Here is a 17,616-nt window from a genome sequence, read left to right as displayed (position 1 = left end):
ATCGACTTCGCCGTCAACGTATTGCCGTCGAGAACCTCGGCGTCCTCACTCCTGGCAAGCCAGGAGCGAGGACGCCGAGGTTCTCATGGATTCAAGAATTCGAATCCGCTATGGCAACAATGCGATCCTCAGGTCAATCTTCCAATTGGATGCCAAGCTGACTGAGATAATCCAACTGTTCCGCATCCAGCATCTCGGACTTGAGCAGCCGCAGCGGATAGAGCAAATCATTTCCCACTGCGACCGAGTCGGAGATTTCAAGGATCGCATGGAGCTGAGCCTCGCGAACCCGCCCGTGCCGCTCAACCGAAGCCGAGACCGCGAGCATCCGAACAACCGAATCCGCCTCTTCCTGAGAAAACAGACGCGACCAGTCGCTCGCGTTCTCAGCACCAGCCTCCCGCTCGCCAGGAGACTCCGAGACGATTCGCCTCACCAACTCAAGCACGCTCTCAAAACTGACAGTCATCGCAACCCCGGAAACCTCTTGGGCCATGGAATGTGCGTATCATTTGCCGCACCCGAATTGTAGTGTGGACTCTTGTCGTTATGCACCTGACGATGGTAAAGGGTCCCCGCCTCGTCCTGGTACTGATTTCCAATCTGCACTCTGTACGTCTCCCCCGTCGCGGAGTTTGATCCTGCGGGGGCCGTGCCGTCCGGACCATGGATCCGAAGACGGACAGTCTTGCCCTCCTCGTTCTGCCACTTGAACTCAATGCCGTACTGCGATCCGCCGTCCGGGTGCGGCTTCAGTTCTCGCACGCTCGCATTGTCGGGGACGATGCTCAGCGGGTCCTTTCCCCTCAGGTCGTATCCCTCGCAGTTATGAACGAGGACCGGCGTGATGTCTGCGAGCACGTAGTACGTGTGGAGGTTCGAGACTGTGAGGTCGTAGGTGCGCCCCTCGCCGACACGCTGGTCGACTGCGGTCAGCGTGGCGGAGCTCCCGTCCGAGCTCTGGAGCAGATCGCCGGCCCGAAGGTTGCGGGCCTCCTCCCATCGCTGGGTAGCGGCGTTCCAGAACGGATGGCGCGCGGTCGTCGTGAGGGTGGCGGGCTTCGTGCCGGACGAGCCGATGGAGAGGTCGGTGAACTCCTTGTCGTCGTCCGTGACGATCACATCGGTGACGGGCTCGGGACTGGTAAGTCCCTGGTGGGGGTCGGCGGACAGGACCTGGTCCCCCGTCTGGACCTGCTCGATCGGCACCAGGGTGCCATCCGCCATCAACACCAGTGTCCCAGCAGGGAAGCTGTGACACACCATCCGCCAGCCGCCACCGTAGTCGATGTCGTAGGCGCCCGGACCGGAGTTGTTCTTGTCGCCGAATGTCCCTTCGTCGTCCGTGACGAAGGTGGCGTTGTTGCCGCTTCCGCAGGAGCTGTGGAAGGCACAGGAGTTGACCAGCATGCTGGCCCGCTCCATGGGAGCATCCTGCCCGTTGCCACCGAAGCCGTTGATGATGGCGATGTGCTCGATCATCTCCTGGACTTCGCGCGTGCAGGCCGGGCCGATGGCCTTGCACGCGGCGGCGAGGGCGGAGTTCTCGTCCTTCACCGTCATGTACTCGGGGTACGGGACCTTCTTGACCTCGGCCTCGTAGGCCTTCTGGAGCTTCCGGGCCAGACCGGAGCCGTCGTCCTGCACGGCGACGGTCATCGTGATGGCCACATAGACCCGCTGGGTCGAGGCGGCCACCGGGGCCGGGCCCGAGCCGCTGCCGCCACCGCCCCCGTCCCCACCGGTGCCGGTGGTCACGCCGGTCCCGCCGCTTCCGCCGTTGCCGGCGGCCTTCTTGTCCTCCTCGGCCTGGGTCTGCTCGGCGCAGGCCTGGGTGGCGCACCAGCTGCCGTAGAGGCCGCTGGGGTCGCTGGTGTTGACCGGGTCGTTGTAGCTGTAGGCGTAGGCGTTCCACTGGAGCGGGTTCGCCGGGTCGAGGATGGGGTCGGGGCTGATGAAGCGGCCGGTGGCGGGGTCGTACTGCCGTGCCCCGAGGCTGGTGAGGCCGGTGGTCTCGTCCGTGAGGCCGCCGACGAAGCCCTTGGTGCCGGCCCAGGCGGAGGCCGCGGGCTGGGTGCCGCGCGGGTTGCCGAAGGGGTCGGTGGCCCGTCGGGTGACGGTCATCGCGGCGTCGATGCCGATCTGGACGCCGTTGGTCCCGTGCGGGTCGGCGGCCTGGATCACCACGGTGCCGCCGCCGACCGGGGCGGTGACGCGGGTGAAGGTCAGCCCGCCGCCGCCGGCGAGGGAACGGGTGTTGGTGGTGGCCCCGGTGGCCGTGTCCAGGGTGAGCTCGTCGCTGCCGACCACGAGGGTGGTCTTGCCGGGGCTGTGCCGGACCAGCTGGTTGCCGTCGGCGTCGTAGACGTACGTGGTGTCGCCGGTGGTCCCGGTCCTGCCGATCGTGGTCGGCTTGCCCTCGGCGCTCCAGGCCAGGCTGGTGGTACCGGAGGTGTCGGTGATCGCGGTGGTGTTGCCCGCCGCGTCGTACTGGTAGCGGGTGGTCTTGGTGCCCGCCGGGCCCGTGCTGGTGGAGTTCAGCAGCGCGTGCGGGCCGCCGGTGCCGCCACCGGTGTTGGGGGCGCTGGTCGGGGTGTTGCGGGTGCCGGTGGCTCCGAAGGTCTGGGTCGTGGTGGTGTCGTTGAGGCTGTTGCCGGAGATGTCGTGCTGGACCAGGCCGGTGCGGTTGCCGGTGGCGTCGTAGCTGTAGGTGTTCCAGTACGGCGCCGGGCCGCCGACGGTGCGCCCGCCCGGGTTGACGGCCGCCGGGCCGGTGGCGTTGTCGCAGCCGCCCACACCGGGGACGTTGGTGGAGCTGCCGGTGCCGTGGGTGACGCCGGAGGAGTCCGTCCAGTCCGCGGTGGTGTGGGTGGCGCCGGTGTCGGTCCAGGCGTTGGTCAGCCGGCCGAGCGCGTCGTAGGTGAAGCACTGCAGGTCCCGGTCACGGGCGTCCTGCAGGTCGGTCACCGAGGTGAGGCGGCCGGAGGCGGTGTAGGTGTAGGTGGTCTGGTCGGCCGAGACGGTGCCGTTCTGCCGGTCGACGAAGGAGTTGACGACCCGTCCGGTGGCCCAGTCGTACTGCTGGGTGGAGGCCACCTGGCGACCGTACGGGCCGACGGTGGTGCGCACCGGCCGGGCGGCGGCGTCGTAGATCACCTCGGCCACCACGGACTTCTTGAGGCTCTTGCTGGAGACCAGCAGCCCGGTGTCGTTGTAGGTGTAGCCGATGGTCTCCGACGGGAGCCCGCCGGCGGCCGGCAGCGTGAGGGTGTCCACCAGTCCGAGGACGGGATCGTAGGTGGCCGCCGTCTCGTAGATGCCGGCCAGCGCGCCCTCGGCGGAGGGGATGGTCACCGCCGTGCCGGTCGGCCGGTAGCCGACGTCGTAGCCGGTGACGGCGTTGACGTAGGCCGCGCCGTCCGCGCCGCCGACGTAGCGGGTGGACGAGGTGGGCTTGCCCTTGGCGAGCGTGTCGTACGTCCAGGAGCCGAGCTGGTTCGCCGGGGCGACGCTGCCGTTGTACTGACCGGTCTTCCGGCCGATCAGGTCGTAGGTGTAGGCGAGCGTGTTGCCCTTGGCGTCGACGGTGTGGTCGACCCGTGCGTTGGCGTCGTAGAACGTCCTGGAGGTGCCGGCGTCCGGGTCGGTGATCGAGGTCTGCCGCCCGAGCAGGTCGTAGGTGTAGCTCCAGGTGTTCCCGGCGGAGTCCTTGTGCGTGGCCGGCTGGCCGAGCGCGGTGTAGGTGTAGGTGCTGATGTCGGCGTCGGCCGGGTTGCCGGTCGGCGTCGCGGTGCGGTACTGCCAGGCGGCGACGGTGCGGCCGCGGGCGTCGGTGATCGTGGTGGTCGGCGCGCCGCCCTCCGGCGGGGTCACGTCGACGCGGTCGGCGCCGCGGTAGGCGGTGGTGGTGGCCCACTGCAGGTTGGCGTTGGAGCGGAACTCGGCGCGCACCGGGCGGCCGAGGCCGTCGTACGAGGTCCAGGTCTGCGCCGGCACCTGCGAGTCCTGCGGGAGGTACAGCGCGGTGCTGGGCGCGGTGGTGGCCTCGTAGTAGGGCGCCGAGGTCTTGATCACCCAGCCGTGCGAGTCGTACACGGTGTCGGTGATCAGCCGGCCGGTGGCCCGGGCGTCGCTGGTCTGCTGGACCTGCCGGGTGCGGCCGAGGCCGTCGAAGAGCTCACGTCGGCCCGAGTAGGTGCCGCCGCTGCGCTGGAGCCACTCGCTGGTGATCACCGAGGGGCCCGAGGTGCCGTTGACGGCGTAGCTGAACCGCTGGTTGGGCAGCTCGGCGAGGTCGCGGCCGGCGCTCCACACGGCGGTCCGACGGCCGAGGCCGTCGTACTCCTGCGTGGTGGTCCGCTGGTTGGCGTCGGTCTCGTCGAGCGCCAGTCCGCGGCCGGGCTCCTGGTTGACCACGGCCGTCCAGTCGGCGCCCAGCGGGCCGGTGGTGGTGACGGTGGTCGGGAACAGGCCGGTGGCCGGGCTGCGGGTGGTGCCGGTGACGGCGGGGGTGAGCGTCGCGCCGCTCAGCTGCGCGCCGTTGGCGTCGTACGACGACCCGTTCGAGGTGGCGGTGGTGACGGTGCGGCCGTAGGCGTCGTAGGTGGTGCTGCCGCCGTGGGTGTAGACCGGCTTCCCGGCGCCGTCGTAGTGGTCGAGCACCTGGACGCCGGTGGCGTCACCGATCGTGCCGGCCTGCTTGAACGGCCGTCCGTCGTACAGCGTACGGCTGCCGCCGACGGTGTTCGCGGCGGTCGCCGTGGTGCCGCACGGGCCCTGCACGGTGGTCCGGCCGGCCGGCAGGATCATCAGCACCGGGTTGTCGGAGGCCGCGTACTCGATGGTGGTGCACAGCTCCGGGGTGGCGGCGGTGCCGTCGCCCTTGTCGGTGGTGGTCAGCACCCGGTTGCCGTGCGCCGGGTCGGTGGTGGTGACCGACGTGGTGGTGTTCCAGGTGCCGTTCGCCAGTTTGGCCCTGCTGATGTCGGTGACCTGGGAGTCCGGGTAGCGGGCGTAGATCTTCGGCGCGCCCGCGCTCTGGGTCTGGGTCGCGGTGTTCTGCTGGCCGGAGCGGACGCTGCCGGCGACGGACACCACGGCGCCGCCCGCCTGGTCGAGGACCTCGGTGGCGACGACCGTGCCGGCCAGCCAGTCGCTGTCCTTGACGGTGCCGCCGAGCGGGCTGGCGACGTCGACGCTGCGGGTGGTGCCGTTGGCGAGGTAGTCGCCGTCCATGCCCCGCAGGTAGGTGACCTTCCTCTGGGTCTTCGGGGCCTCGCCCGGGGCGGCGCTGCCGGTCGTGGTGGTGACCGCCTCGTAGCCGCGGAAGTAGTCCCAGGTGCGGGCCTTGGGGTCGGTGAACTCGGCGTCGTCGCGGTGCCAGGCGGCGGGACCGTGGTAGGTGTACTCGGTGGTCCGGGTGGTCGACGGGCTGGTGACCAGGTCCTGCTCGGTGACCGTCTGGACCAGCGGCTTGTTGAACCAGTCGTGGACCGGTTGGACCTCGGTCTGGCCGGGAATCGGGATCCGGCCCGGCGGGTACCAGTTGACCGGCATGCAGGCCCTGGTGTTGCCGTCGGCCGAGGCCGGCATGGTGTTGTTGACGCGCGAGCACTCGGCGTCGGTGTAGCGGACGTTGATCCGGCCGCCGGTCTCGGTGGTGATCTCCCGGACGCGTGGGCGCATGAACATCGGTGAGGGCGGCACCAGGCCGTCCACCCGGTTCGCGATCATCTTGTAGGCGAACGTGACGGCCGGGAGCTTCGCCTCGGGGTGGCCGTTGGTTCCGGTCCGCGTGATGGAGTCCAGCCACAGCGTCCGCTTGGTGCCGTCATCCGGGTCCACCAGGGACTGGCCGAGGGCCCAACTGTCCACGGTGACCGGACCGGAGGCGGTCGTCACCTCGGTGCTGATGGAGGTGAGCCGCTTGGTGGAGAAGAAGCTCGGCGCGTAGTTGGTGCAGGTGCCCGAGGAGGCGCAGAGCTGGTCGACCGGCACGTCCGGCCAGGCGTCCGCGTTGGCGGTGGTGCGCTCGCTCTCGGCGCAGGTGACGGCCCCGCCGGGGTTGCAGCGCTCGGCGGTGGCGTCGAACCGCACCAGGGCGCCCGGGGTGAGCGCGCCCTTCGCGGCCTTCTGCTCGTCGTAGCGCTGGTTGTAGCCGATCTGCGTCAGGGTGACGGCCCGCTCGTAGGGGCTGAGGGCGCCGTTGCCGTTGTTCTGCCCGCCGCCGCGGCTGTAGTGGTTGGTCTCCGGCGCGTAGCGGTAGGTGATCAGGTTCTTGTGCGTGTCGACCACGTGGTCGAGCTGCCAGCGCCACGCCATCTGGCACCAGGAGCCCTTGCCGGTGGACGCGCTGTAGCAGGGGTCGCCCGCGTTCGGCGAGTAGACCGGGCTGGTCAGCACGGACTGGGCCGCCGGGTCGGTGCCGTCGCCTCCGGGCAGGTGGTTGCTGCCGAAGTAGTACTCGGTGCCGTCCGGGGTGGTGATCCGCCAGTACTCGGTGTCCCGGTACTCCCGCTCGCCGGCCCCGCGCGGGGCGCCGGTGAGCTGCTCGACCTTGGACCCGTCGTCGCTCTGCAGGTGCCAGGCGCCGGTGGTGTCGTCGCGGACGAGCGTGCCGGAGCGGCCGGCCAGCGACAGCGTCGCGTTCTGCCCGCCCCAGCAGCGGTCGCCCGAGTCCTTGATGCCCTTGTCGCCGGCCTTGTCGCAGGTGCGGTAGGAGCGCTCGATGAAGCCGGGCTCGTACGACCAGCCGTCACCGATCCAGGAGGACTGGGAGTTGGTGGCGGAGGTCCGGCCGTCGACGGCCGAGGAGTTGTAGCCGAGCACCACGGACGGCGCCAGGCCGCCCAGGGTGGGCGGGGTCTGGACGGTGTAGTTGTAGGTGAAGCTGCCGACGTTCGAGCCGGCGCTCCAGTCCATCGACGGTGCCAGCGGCGTCGCCGCGTAGCTGCCGCCGCCGCCCGACGCGGTCGACTCGGCGGCCAGGACCATCGGGGCCGCCGGGCTGCTCTGCGCGGCCGGAGCGGCGTCCGTGCCCGGTGCGGCCTTCGCGGCCGGCTCCTTCGCGGACTTCGCGGTGTCGGCGGGCGGGAGGAGCACGTCGGCGGAGAGCCTGCCGCCCGCCTCCACGGTGGACTCCACCGGGGTCCTGGTGCGGCACACGTCCCGCTCGGGCGTGGTCAGCGCACAGGCGGGCAGCGCCACGAGCCGCGCCCGGTCCGCCCAGCCGGCCGCCTGGAGGCCCTTCAGGTCCAGGGTGACCCGGGTGCGTCGCCCTTCGGCGGACGGCGCGGGGTCGGTGTCGGTCAGCGCGACCAGGGCGCTGCCCGCGCCGGCGGCCCGGCCCTTGGCGGTGTCCGTCACCTCGACGGCCACCGAGGTGGCGGGCGGCGCCGCGGTGGCGGATGCCCCATCGGCGGCGGGCGCCGAGCCTGCGGGCGCCGAGGCCGCGGACGCCGAGCGCGCGGAGGCCGCGTCACCGGCGGCGGGTGCCAGCAGGACCGGCAGCGTGCCCGCCCGGCTCGCCGTGGCCCCGCCCGAGGCCGGGGAGGCCCCACCGGTCGCCGCGCGGGCGGCCTTGGCCGCCGGCCCGTCGGCGCCCAGCAGCACGGTGGCCTTGCCGGGCACCACCGGGGGCGCCACGACGGGCGTCCAGGACTCCGGACGCGGCGCCGTCTTCCCACCGTCCTTGCCGCCCTTGCCGCCTGGCAGGTGGTCACGGCCGGGAACCGACGGTGTGTCAGCGCCCAGCGGTGTCTGCGAAGGGGACCAGACCAGGTCCTCCGGCTCCGGTGCCGCCCAGGCCACACTCGGTGGCACCACCACGCCGGTCAAGGTCAACGCGAGCAGGGCGGCCAGGCCGGGAGACCAGCGGCCGCGCCGCCTCGCCCTCCTGGCCCGCCCCAGGGCATGCCGAAGCTCCACTACTGTCCCCTCCGTCAAGCGGTGTGACGCCGCCTCAGTAGTGGGCGCGCCCCCTCCGTGCACATCAATCGCGCACGGACCTTATTGACCGTCGGCCCCGGCCTGCCACCACGAATCGGGCAAACCGGAATTGGTTTATACCTTTGTTACCGAGCATCGGCACACCAATGGGATATGTGAAGACAAAGCACCGAACGGGTTTGACGATTCGCCAGGTCAGCCAGCATCGTTCGTTCCCGTACGCGCCGCCCGGGACGGGCGGGCTTCACCGGAGGGGACCGATGTCGTCCATCAGATCCGCACAATCACCACAGAACCGGATACCTCGCACCGGCCGTCGCCGATCACCGAACCGGGCCCTCGCCGCGCTCGGCACCAGCCTCGCGCTCGGTCTCGGGCTGCTCGGCGGGACGGGCGCCCCCGTGGCGGCGGCCGCACCGGGCCCGGCCGGCGGCACCTCGGCGACGGCCGCGCCGATGGGCCCCGCGCCGGCCCGCACCCCCGAGCAGCAGGCGATGCTCGACGCGGTCACCACGGCGAAGTCGACCGGCAAGCCGGTGGTCGTCGAGGCGATGACCACCGAGGCGTCCCGGACCGTCGCCAACCCGAACGGCACCCTCACCACCACCGACGACAGCGTTCCGGTCCGCACCAGGCGGTCCGGCGGCTGGGTCGAGCTCGACGCCACGCTGCGCGCGAACCCCGACGGCACCCTGGCGCCGGCCGTCGCCTCCACCCCGGTCTCCTTCTCCGGGGGCGGCCGCGGTCCGATGGCCACGATCAGCACCGACGACGGGAGGAAGCTCTCCGTCGAGGCCCCCTTCACCCTCCCCAAGCCGACCCTGGACGGCGCCACCGCCACCTACCCGGACGTCCTGCCGGGAGTCGACCTCCAGCTCACCGCGCTGTCCGTCGGCGGCTGGCGCGACGTGATCGTCGTCCGCACCGCCGAGGCCGCCGCCAACCCGGCCCTGAAGACCCTGCGCTTCCCGCTCAAGGCCGAGGGGCTCACCGTCTCCGCCTCCGAAACCGGCGAGGTGAACGTCAAGGACGACGGCGGCACCGTCCGGTTCCGGTCCCCCGCCGCACTGCAGTGGGACTCCTCCCGGCCCGCCGCCCAGCCGGCCTCCTCGGGCAGGTCGGCCAAGTCGGCCGCGGCGGGCAACAGCCTCGACGCGCCCCCGCCGCCGCCCGCCTCCACCGCCCAGGCCCCCGGCGACGGTGCCAACGTCGCCGCGATCGCCACCAAGGTGGTCGGCGACGCACTGGAGCTCGTGCCGGACCAGACCGCGCTGCGCTCGGGCACCGGCCCGTGGTACCTCGATCCGACCCTCACCGCGGTGGCCAGCCACTCCGAGGGCTCGGTCCAGGTCCAGGAGAACTACAAGTCCGCCGAGAACTACGACAAGAAGACCAACCTCTCCACCGGCTACTGCGGCTACACGAGCGCCGACCCCAACCTGAACTGCGCCGTCAAGGGCCGCGAGCGCGCCTACTTCCAGTTCCGGATCAACCCGGCCGTCTACACCAAGCCCAACGGCGCCGACGCCCCGCCCACGCTGTACACCTCCACGCTCAACGCCCAGGTCAACAACCCCTCCAGCCCCGGGACCCCGACCGAGCTCGGCGTCTACTCGGCCCCGCAGGGCAGGATCATCCACGGGCACAGCAACTGGAACGACCAGCCCTGCGGCGACAACGGCAACGTGGTCATGCAGAACTGCGCCTTCGTCGGCAGCCAGACCACCACGGGCGGCGGACCGATGTCCGTCGACGTCACCGAGTGGATGAAGCAGGCCGCGGCAGGCCAGTGGTCGGTCTGGACGGTCGGCTTCGCACCCAAGGCCAGCGAGTACGAGAAGCTCTACCGGGTCAAGGTCGCCAGCAACCCCAGCATCGCCACCACCTACGACATCGCCCCCACCGTCTGGTACCCGCGGACCAGCCCCGGTCCGGGCTTCGCCAACAGCCACACCTCCGCCGAGTGCACCAGCGGCGGCACCCGGCCGTGGGACAACCCGGGCTGGATCGGCAACAACATGAACATCAACCTGATCGCCAACAGCTGGTCCCCCACCGGGCAGAGCGTCTACACGCGCTTCCACCTGTGGGACGACAACGACGGCAACTTCGGTGTCGTCAACGGCGGCTGGCTCGGGAGCTACAACGACCCCGGCTACAGCCTCCCGGTCGGCTCGCTCTCCGACGGCCACAAGTACGGCTGGTACGCCGAGGCCACGGACGAGGCCCTGACCTCGCCGATGAGCGCCTGGTGCTACTTCCGCGTCGACCGCACCAACCCGCGCCTCAGCATCAGCTCTCCCGACTTCCCGCCGTCCGGGACGCCCAACGACCACCCCACCCGGTACGCCAACGACACCGACCCGGCCACCTTCCTGATCAACGCCGAGGACCCGGCCCCCGGAGCGGGCCTGGAGGCCTCCGGCATCGCCTGCGTGCGCTTCAGCAACCAGCCGACCCCGGTCACCGGCTGGCAGTGCGGCGACGCCGGCACCTCGGACCCGGGCGCGCCGGTCTCCTTCACCCCCACCCGGTGGGGCACCAACAGCGTCTACGCCTGGGCCATGGACGTCGCCGGCAACTACAGCCAGCGCGCGGACTACTCGTTCTACGCCCCCTGGCGGCCCGGTTTCGTCCCCGTCTTCGGCGACACCGACGGTGACCAGGTCCCCGACATCGTCACCCCCGACGCCGGCGGCAACCTGCGCACCCTGAGCGGCAACGCCGACCCGGCCCGGGCCATCACCGCCACCGGGGTCAGCGCACCGCGCAACGGCGTCAACGACACCACCACCAGCTGGGCCGACTACCAGGTCACCCACCGCGGCACGCTCAACGAGTCCGGGTCGCTGGACCAGCTCATCGTCCACAACACCCGGGACGCCAACCTCAAGAAGTACCTCTACCTGATCGACAACGACGGCACCGGCCGCTACGACATCTACCAGAAGATCCCGCTGACCAGGCAGAAGTCCACCAACTGCGCCGCCGTACCGACCTCCGGTCTGGCCTGCCCGGCCGGCCGGCCGTACGCCGCCGACTGGTCCGAGGTCAGCCAGGTGGTCGCCCTCGGCACCCCCGACGGCGAGCTGACCAGCACCACCCAGCCGACCCCGACCGACCCGGCGAAGACCTCGATCATCAGCCAGACCTCCCTGCTCACCGTCGAGGGCGGCCGGCTCTGGCTGCACGACGCCAGCGAGCTGAAGTGGAACGAGGTCAACTCCCCGGCCCTGCTCATTCCCACCGCCCCCGGTGCGGGCAGCTGGGACGACTACGACCTCGTCAACCCCGGCCCCGCGAACGGCGTGACCACGACGGCCGGCTTCGAGGACGCCAAGCAGGCCACCCTCTGGGCCCGGCACCGCACCACGGGCCAGATCTTCGCCTACCCGATCACCCGCAGTGCGAACGGCAAGGCCGACTTCAGCGCGCTGACCAACCCGAACGGCGGCAGGCCGATCGAGACCGCCAGCGGTCTGAACTCCACCAGCCACCCCGGGATCGGCGCCGCCGACTTCAACGGTGACGGCTTCGCCGACCTCTGGGTCATCGACAACACCGGTGCCATCGCGGTCTTCACCGGCACCGGCGGGGCACCCGGCCGGGTCGACGGCTTCACCGGCTACTCCGTCATGGGCTACGCCAACACGAGCGTGTCCCTGAGTTCCAACCAGGTCCCCTGGCAGTGCGTCGACGCCGAGGGCGGCCCGCGCGACGGGGCCGAGATCTCCGTCTACGGGTGCTGGCAGACCGTCAACCAGCGGTTCACCTTCGGCATCGACGGCACCGTCCGCGCCTCCGGCTACTGCCTGACCGTGCAGGACCCGTCGCTCGACAACGGTGCCAAGGTGGTCCTCGCCGTCTGCCGGAACCAGCCGAGCCAGAAGTGGGCGACGACCTCCGACGGCCGGATCTACCTCCCGGCCACCGTCTCGGCCGGCGCCCCCACCGGGCGCTGCCTGGACCGCCCGGGGTGGAGCCCCGACCAGGGCATCCGCCTCGGGATCTGGGACTGCCCCGTCCTCCAGGCCAACCAGCAGTGGACCCTGAACCCCGAGACCGGTCCCTGACCTCCTGAGGGGCCCCTGGGCCCTGGAGCCCGGGGACAGCCAGGCGCCGCGAGCAGCTCCGTGCTGCTCGCGGCGTCCGTCTGTCCGTCTGTCTGCCCCGACCGCCGTACGGCAGGCGGGAGTTCGACGACAGGCCCTAGCGACCCGGGCTGACGGGCTCGGCCGCCTGCTCGGCCCAGATCTCCGGGGCGGACCAGGCGGTCAGGCTGCGGCGGCTCTCGAAGCGGTGCGGCCTGCCGGTCAGCGGATCGGTGAACTCGACCACCGAGGCGAGCAGTTGCAGCGGCCGACGGAAGTCGTCCGGGGCCGGCTCGGGCAGCAGCACCGGGTAGACCGGGTCCCCGAGGATCGGCAGGCCCAGGCCGCTCATGTGCAGACGCAGCTGGTGGGTGCGCCCGGTCAACGGCCGCAGGCGGTAGCGGCCGAGCCCGTCGCGCAGCTCGGCGAGCTCGATCAGGCTCTCGCTGTTCGGCGGGGCGTCGACCTCCTGGGCGGCGATCACCCCGCGCTCCTTAACGATGTGGCTGCGCACCGTGCACGGCAGCGCGAGCGCCGGGTCGTACCCCGCGACGGCCTGGTACTCCTTGCGGACCAGCCGGTCCCGGAACAGCGTCTGGTAGGCGCCGCGCTCCTCGGGCCGCACCACGAACATCGCCAGGCCCGCGGTGAGGCGGTCCAGCCGGTGAGCGGGGCTGAGCGCGGGCAGGGCGAGCGAGTGCCGCAGTCGGGAGAGCGCCGTCTCCACGACGTGCCGCCCGCGCGGGGTGGTGGCCAGGAAGTGCGGCTTGTCGACCACCACCAGGTGCTCGTCCTGGTACAGCACGTCCAGCTCGAACGGGACGTGCACCTCCTGCGGGAGGTCGCGGTGGAGCCAGAGGTGGGCGCCGGGCCGGAACGGTTCGTCCGGGGCGACCGGGCCGTGCTCGCCGACGATCTCGCCCCCGCCCAGCAGCGCGTCGATCCGTGCCGGGTCCACCGTCGGCAGCCGGTCGGCCAGGTACGCCCGCAGGGTCGGCCACTCCCCCTCGGCGGGCAGCCGCAGGTGCACCGGATCCACCCCGTTGCGCTGTGGCAGGGGGGTGGGCGGCACCTTCCGCTTACGTCTCATCTCCCGGTCAGCCTACGGCCTCTCCTTCGACCGCCGGACGGCGCGGCGGGTCCGCCCCGAGGTGCTGAGGGGGGCGGCCGCGGTGGAGAGTGGACGGAGGAGGGGTCGGACTCCGACCGGCCCGCCCGTTCAGAGGAGCGCGCGTGACCGCCGATCGCCCGCAGGACGCGGTGCCGCCGCACCTGCCGCGGCGGATCCGGGTGCTGCTCGGCTGCGCGTTCCTCCTGCTGGTCGCGGCCGTGGTGGCCGACCTGGTGACCGGGCCGGGGACGACGCTGTCCCCCGTGCTCGCGGTCGCGCCGGTCCTCGTCGGTGTCACCACCCGCAGACCCCGGGTGCCGATGATCACCGGGGCGATCGCCATCGCCGCCGTGGCGCTGCTGGAGCTGAGCAACAAGGGCCTGCCGGACTCCGTCCACGTCACCGCGCTGATCACCGTGCTGGCGGCGACCCTGGCGAGCGCCGCCAACGTCGGCCTGGTCGCGGCCAGGGAGCGCGAACTGTCGCAGGTCAGGACGGTCGCCGAGGCGGCGCAGCGGGCGCTGCTGCGCCCTCCGCCGGAGCGGATCGGGCCGCTGCGGATCGCCGTGCGGTACGCCGCCGCGGCGGCCGAGGCGCGGATCGGCGGGGACCTGTACGAGGTCGCGGACACCCCGTACGGCATCCGGATCCTGCTCGGGGACGTCCAGGGCCACGGACTGCCGGCGGTGGAGACGGCCGCCGACGTGCTCGGGGTGTTCCGGGAGGCTGCGCGCACCGAACCCGACCTCGCCAGGGTCGCCGAGCGCCTGGACGCGGCGCTGGCCGGGCGCCCGGCGAACGAGCGGTTCGTCACGGCGCTGTTCCTGGAGGTGCCGCCGGGCGGGGCGGCCGGTTTCGTCAACTGCGGGCACCCGCATCCGCTGCTGCGCCGCGACGGCCTGGTGGTGGAGCTGGAGCCGCCGCTGCACGCGCCGCCGCTGGGCCTGCTCGGGCTGGTCGGCGGGCAGTACCTGGCGGGCCGGTTCGAGCCGCGGACGGGCGACCTGCTGCTGCTGCACACCGACGGCGTCTCGGAGGCCCGCAACGCGGCCGGTCGCTTCTACCCGCTGGCGCAGCGCTGGGCGGAGCTGCACCCGGGAGGTCCGGAGGACCTGCTCGACGCGCTGCTCGGGGATGTCGGCGCCTGGGTGGGAGCGGGCGGGCTGGACGACGACGCGGCGATGCTGGCGGTCCGCTGGGAGTAGCAGCAGTGGTGGTCCCCTGCGCGGGCGGGCGGGCGGCGGCGCGCTCGGGCGCGGTTGTCAGTGGCCCGTGCGAGGCTGTGGGCGCGGTCGGCGGAGGGCCGGGCGCTCGGGTGCTTCGAGGGGACAGAGCCATGGGGAACACGGCGGGCGGGGCCTTCAAGGTGACCGGCTTCGAGCCGGAGGAGACGGACGAGCAGCCGGGTGCGACGCTCGGCCGGGTCCGGATCACCAAGGACTTCACCGGCGGGATGACGGGGAGCAGCGTGGTGCGGATGCTGTCCGTGCTGGACGGCGCGGGTGCCCCGGCCTCGTACGTGGCGGTGGAGCACTTCACCGGTGAGCTGGAGGGGCGCAAGGGTTCGTTCGCGCTGCAGCACGCCGCGTTCGGCACCGACGGGGTGACGATCCAGGTGGTGGCGGGCACCGGTACGGGTGAGCTGGCGGGGATCACCGGGACGTTCCGGCTGTCCGTGGACGAGGCGGGCGGGCACACCTACGTCCTGGAGTACGAGCTGGGCTGACCGCCGACGCCTGCCCGGCCGACCTGACGCCTGCCCGGCCGCCTGCCTCGGCGGATCACCCTGACGGGCGCCCGTTCGCGCGGCGGCCCCGGCGCGTGGGCGTGCCGCTGTCACGATGATGCGATCAGTGCACGATCGACATCGGAGGGTGGCGCATGCCGGGTGCAGCGATGCGGGCGGGGAGCGGGCTCGCCAGGGTCGACGCGGTGATCGGCCGGCTGCGGGCCGTCGGGGCCGGCCTGCCCGAGGAGGACGGCGTGGCGGTGTTCAACGCCGTGTACCTCACCGTCACGGAGCTGGTGCGCCGGCGCCTCGACGAGCCGTGCTTCGCCGACCCGGCCGCGATGGCCGAGCTGGACGCGGTGTTCGCCGGGCGCTACCTGCTGGCGGTGGACGCGGTCGGGGCCGGGCGGCGGCCGCCCGCCTGCTGGCGTCCGCTGTTCGAGCTGCGTGCGCACCCGGGCGTCCACCCGGTGCAGTTCGCGCTGGCCGGGATGAACGCCCACATCCAGCACGACCTGCCGCTGGCGGTGGTCGAGACCTGCGACCGGCTGGGCTGCGAGCCGCAGGCGCTGGCCGGGGACTACCAGCGGATCGGCGGGCTGCTGGCGGAGGTGGAGACGGCCGTCCGGGAGCGGCTGATGCCCGGCCCGGACGTGCTGGAGCTCGCCGAGCCGCTGACGCACCTGCTCGGTGCCTGGACGGTCGACGCGGCCCGGGACGCGGCCTGGGCGAGCGCGCTCGCGCTGCGGGCGCTGCACGGGGTGCCGCTCGCGTCCCGGGCGCTCACCGCCGCGCTGGACGGCTCGGTCGGGCTGCTCGGCCGGGCCCTGCTCACACCGCTGGGCCTGCCCGGCCAGGACCGGCACCAGCCCCCGGGCCACGCCGACACCCACGCCGACGCCCACGCCCACGCCCACGCCCACGCCCACAGCACAACGGCCGGCCGGCTCCCCGAGGCGAGGAACCGGCCGGCCGTGAGCTGATCGGGATCAGGCCCAGCTGGAGTGCAGCGGCTTGCCCTCGGCGTAGCCGGCGGCGCTCTGGATGCCGACCACGGCCTTCTCGTGGAACTCCTCCAGACTGGAGGCGCCCGCGTAGGTGCAGGAGCTGCGCACGCCCGCGACGATCGAGTCGATCAGGTCCTCGACGCCCGGGCGCGCCGGGTCGACGAACATCCGCGAGTGCGAGATGCCCTCCTCGAACAGCGCCTTGCGGGCCCGGTCGTACGCGGAGTCCTGGGACGTGCGGTTGCTCACCGCACGCGCCGAGGCCATGCCGAAGCTCTCCTTGTACTGGCGGCCGTCGGCGGTGGTCTGCAGGTCGCCGGGCGACTCGAAGGTGCCGGCGAACCAGGAGCCGATCATCACGTTGGAGGCGCCGGCGGCCAGCGCCATCGCGACGTCGCGCGGGTGGCGGACCCCGCCGTCGGCCCAGACGTGCTTGCCGAGCCTGCGCGCCTCGGCGGCGCACTCCAGGACGGCGGAGAACTGCGGCCGGCCGACGCCGGTCATCATCCGGGTGGTGCACATCGCGCCGGGGCCGACACCGACCTTGAGGATGTCGGCGCCCGCCTCGACCAGGTCGCGGACACCCGCGGCGGAGACCACGTTGCCGGCCACGATCGGGATCTGCGGGTCCAGCCCGCGCACCGCGCGCAGGGCGCTGATCATCGACTCCTGGTGGCCGTGCGCGGTGTCGACGACCAGCACGTCGGCGCCGGCCTCGACCAGGGCCTTGGCCTTGCCCGCCACGTCGCCGTTGATGCCGACGGTGGCCGCGACCCGCAGCCGGCCCTCGGTGTCCACGGCCGGGGTGTAGAGGGTGGCGCGCAGCGCGTTCTTGCGGGTCAGCAGGCCGACCAGGCGGCCCTCGCCGTCGACCACGGGGGCGAGCTTGCGGTGCGCCTCGCTCAGCTTGTCGAAGGCGGCGCGCGGGTCGATGCCCTGGTCCAGCAGCAGCAGGTCGCGGGACATCACGTCGGCGAGGCTGGTGAAGCGGTCGACGCCGTGGCAGTCGGAGTCGGTGACCACGCCGATCGGCTTGTCGTCCTCGACCACGACCAGCGCGCCGTGTGCCCGCTTGGGCAGCAGCGAGAGGGCCTCGGCGACGGTGGCGCCGGGGCCGAGGGTGATCGCGGTGTCGTGCACCAGGTGGCGCTGCTTGACCCAGCCGATGACGTCGGCGATGACCTCGGTCGGGATGTCCTGCGGGATGGCGACCAGGCCGCCGCGGCGGGCGACGGTCTCGGCCATCCGGCGGCCGGCGATGGCGGTCATGTTGGCCACGACGAGCGGGATGGTCGTGCCGGTGCCGTCGTTCGACGAGAGGTCGACACCCTGCCGGGAGCCCACGGCGGAGCGGCTGGGGACCATGAAGACGTCGTCGTACGTGAGGTCGTACGAGGGCTTGAGGTCGTTCAGGAAGCGCATGAAATGGGGCTCTCTGGCTGGGAGAAGGTACACCTCGGGTGCGGTTGCGGCGGTTCCGCGGGGCGCACTCGGGCGCCCCGCACCCAACATTCGATTCTCCGGCACGCCGGAGGCAAAAGCCAGTTCGAGCACGATTGCTGGTGCAGTGCACAAAGCATGATCATCGCATCGGCGCCAGGACTGTAGGTTCCTCCAAGCGATCGGCTTTTCGCCCCCGCCACCCCTGCTCCCGTAGCATTCACGCGGTAACGGCGGTGGCAACAGGGAAGCGGCAAACAGGCATGACGGCGGGCGTGGACATCCAGCAGG

General features: G+C 72.1%; 8 protein-coding genes. 4 read left to right on the top strand and 4 right to left on the bottom strand.

Features of this window, described 5'->3' with window-relative positions; translation table 11 throughout:
- Positions 1–133 precede the first annotated feature (133 nt).
- Positions 134–496 (bottom strand): hypothetical protein, encoded by a 363-nt coding sequence (locus ACGFZP_RS19675; RefSeq protein ID WP_392934382.1) that lies wholly within the window; start codon positions 494–496, stop codon positions 134–136.
- Positions 466–7,644, bottom strand: a complete 7,179-nt coding sequence (locus ACGFZP_RS19670) for a polymorphic toxin type 30 domain-containing protein (protein ID WP_392934381.1) — start codon at positions 7,642–7,644, stop codon at positions 466–468. Before ACGFZP_RS19670 ends, ACGFZP_RS19675 begins: the two co-directional genes overlap by 31 nt.
- A gap of 563 nt (positions 7,645–8,207) precedes the next feature.
- Between ACGFZP_RS19670 and ACGFZP_RS19665 the strand changes: the two genes are divergently transcribed.
- Positions 8,208–12,020 (top strand): ricin-type beta-trefoil lectin domain protein, encoded by a 3,813-nt coding sequence (locus tag ACGFZP_RS19665; protein WP_392934379.1) that lies wholly within the window; start codon positions 8,208–8,210, stop codon positions 12,018–12,020.
- A 136-nt stretch (positions 12,021–12,156) separates the two neighbouring features.
- Here ACGFZP_RS19665 and ACGFZP_RS19660 read toward each other — a convergent pair whose 3' ends face one another.
- Positions 12,157–13,128 (bottom strand): pseudouridine synthase, encoded by a 972-nt coding sequence (locus tag ACGFZP_RS19660; RefSeq protein WP_392934377.1) that lies wholly within the window; start codon positions 13,126–13,128, stop codon positions 12,157–12,159.
- 143 nt (positions 13,129–13,271) lie between these two features.
- On the opposite strand from ACGFZP_RS19660, the gene ACGFZP_RS19655 reads away from it, so the two are divergent.
- From ACGFZP_RS19655 to ACGFZP_RS19645, 3 genes are all read left to right on the top strand, one after another.
- Positions 13,272–14,354: a PP2C family protein-serine/threonine phosphatase gene (locus ACGFZP_RS19655; protein WP_392934375.1), complete on the top strand. Its 1,083-nt coding sequence runs from the start codon at positions 13,272–13,274 to the stop codon at positions 14,352–14,354.
- A gap of 131 nt (positions 14,355–14,485) precedes the next feature.
- Entirely contained in the window at positions 14,486–14,875 is a 390-nt protein-coding gene (locus ACGFZP_RS19650; RefSeq protein WP_392934372.1) for a DUF3224 domain-containing protein, read from the top strand.
- Between the two features lie 155 nt (positions 14,876–15,030).
- Entirely contained in the window at positions 15,031–15,861 is an 831-nt protein-coding gene (locus tag ACGFZP_RS19645; RefSeq protein WP_392934370.1) for a DUF5995 family protein, read from the top strand.
- 6 nt (positions 15,862–15,867) lie between these two features.
- Here ACGFZP_RS19645 and ACGFZP_RS19640 read toward each other — a convergent pair whose 3' ends face one another.
- Positions 15,868–17,307, bottom strand: coding sequence for a GuaB1 family IMP dehydrogenase-related protein (locus ACGFZP_RS19640; RefSeq protein ID WP_392934369.1), 1,440 nt, complete (start codon positions 17,305–17,307; stop codon positions 15,868–15,870).
- Between the last annotated feature and the right edge of the window lie 309 nt (positions 17,308–17,616).

Source organism: Kitasatospora sp. NPDC048239 (genome assembly GCF_043202015.1).
Lineage (GTDB): Bacteria > Actinomycetota > Actinomycetes > Streptomycetales > Streptomycetaceae > Kitasatospora.
The sequence above is the reverse complement of the archived record's forward strand: the minus strand, read 5'-3'. Positions and strand labels throughout refer to the sequence as shown.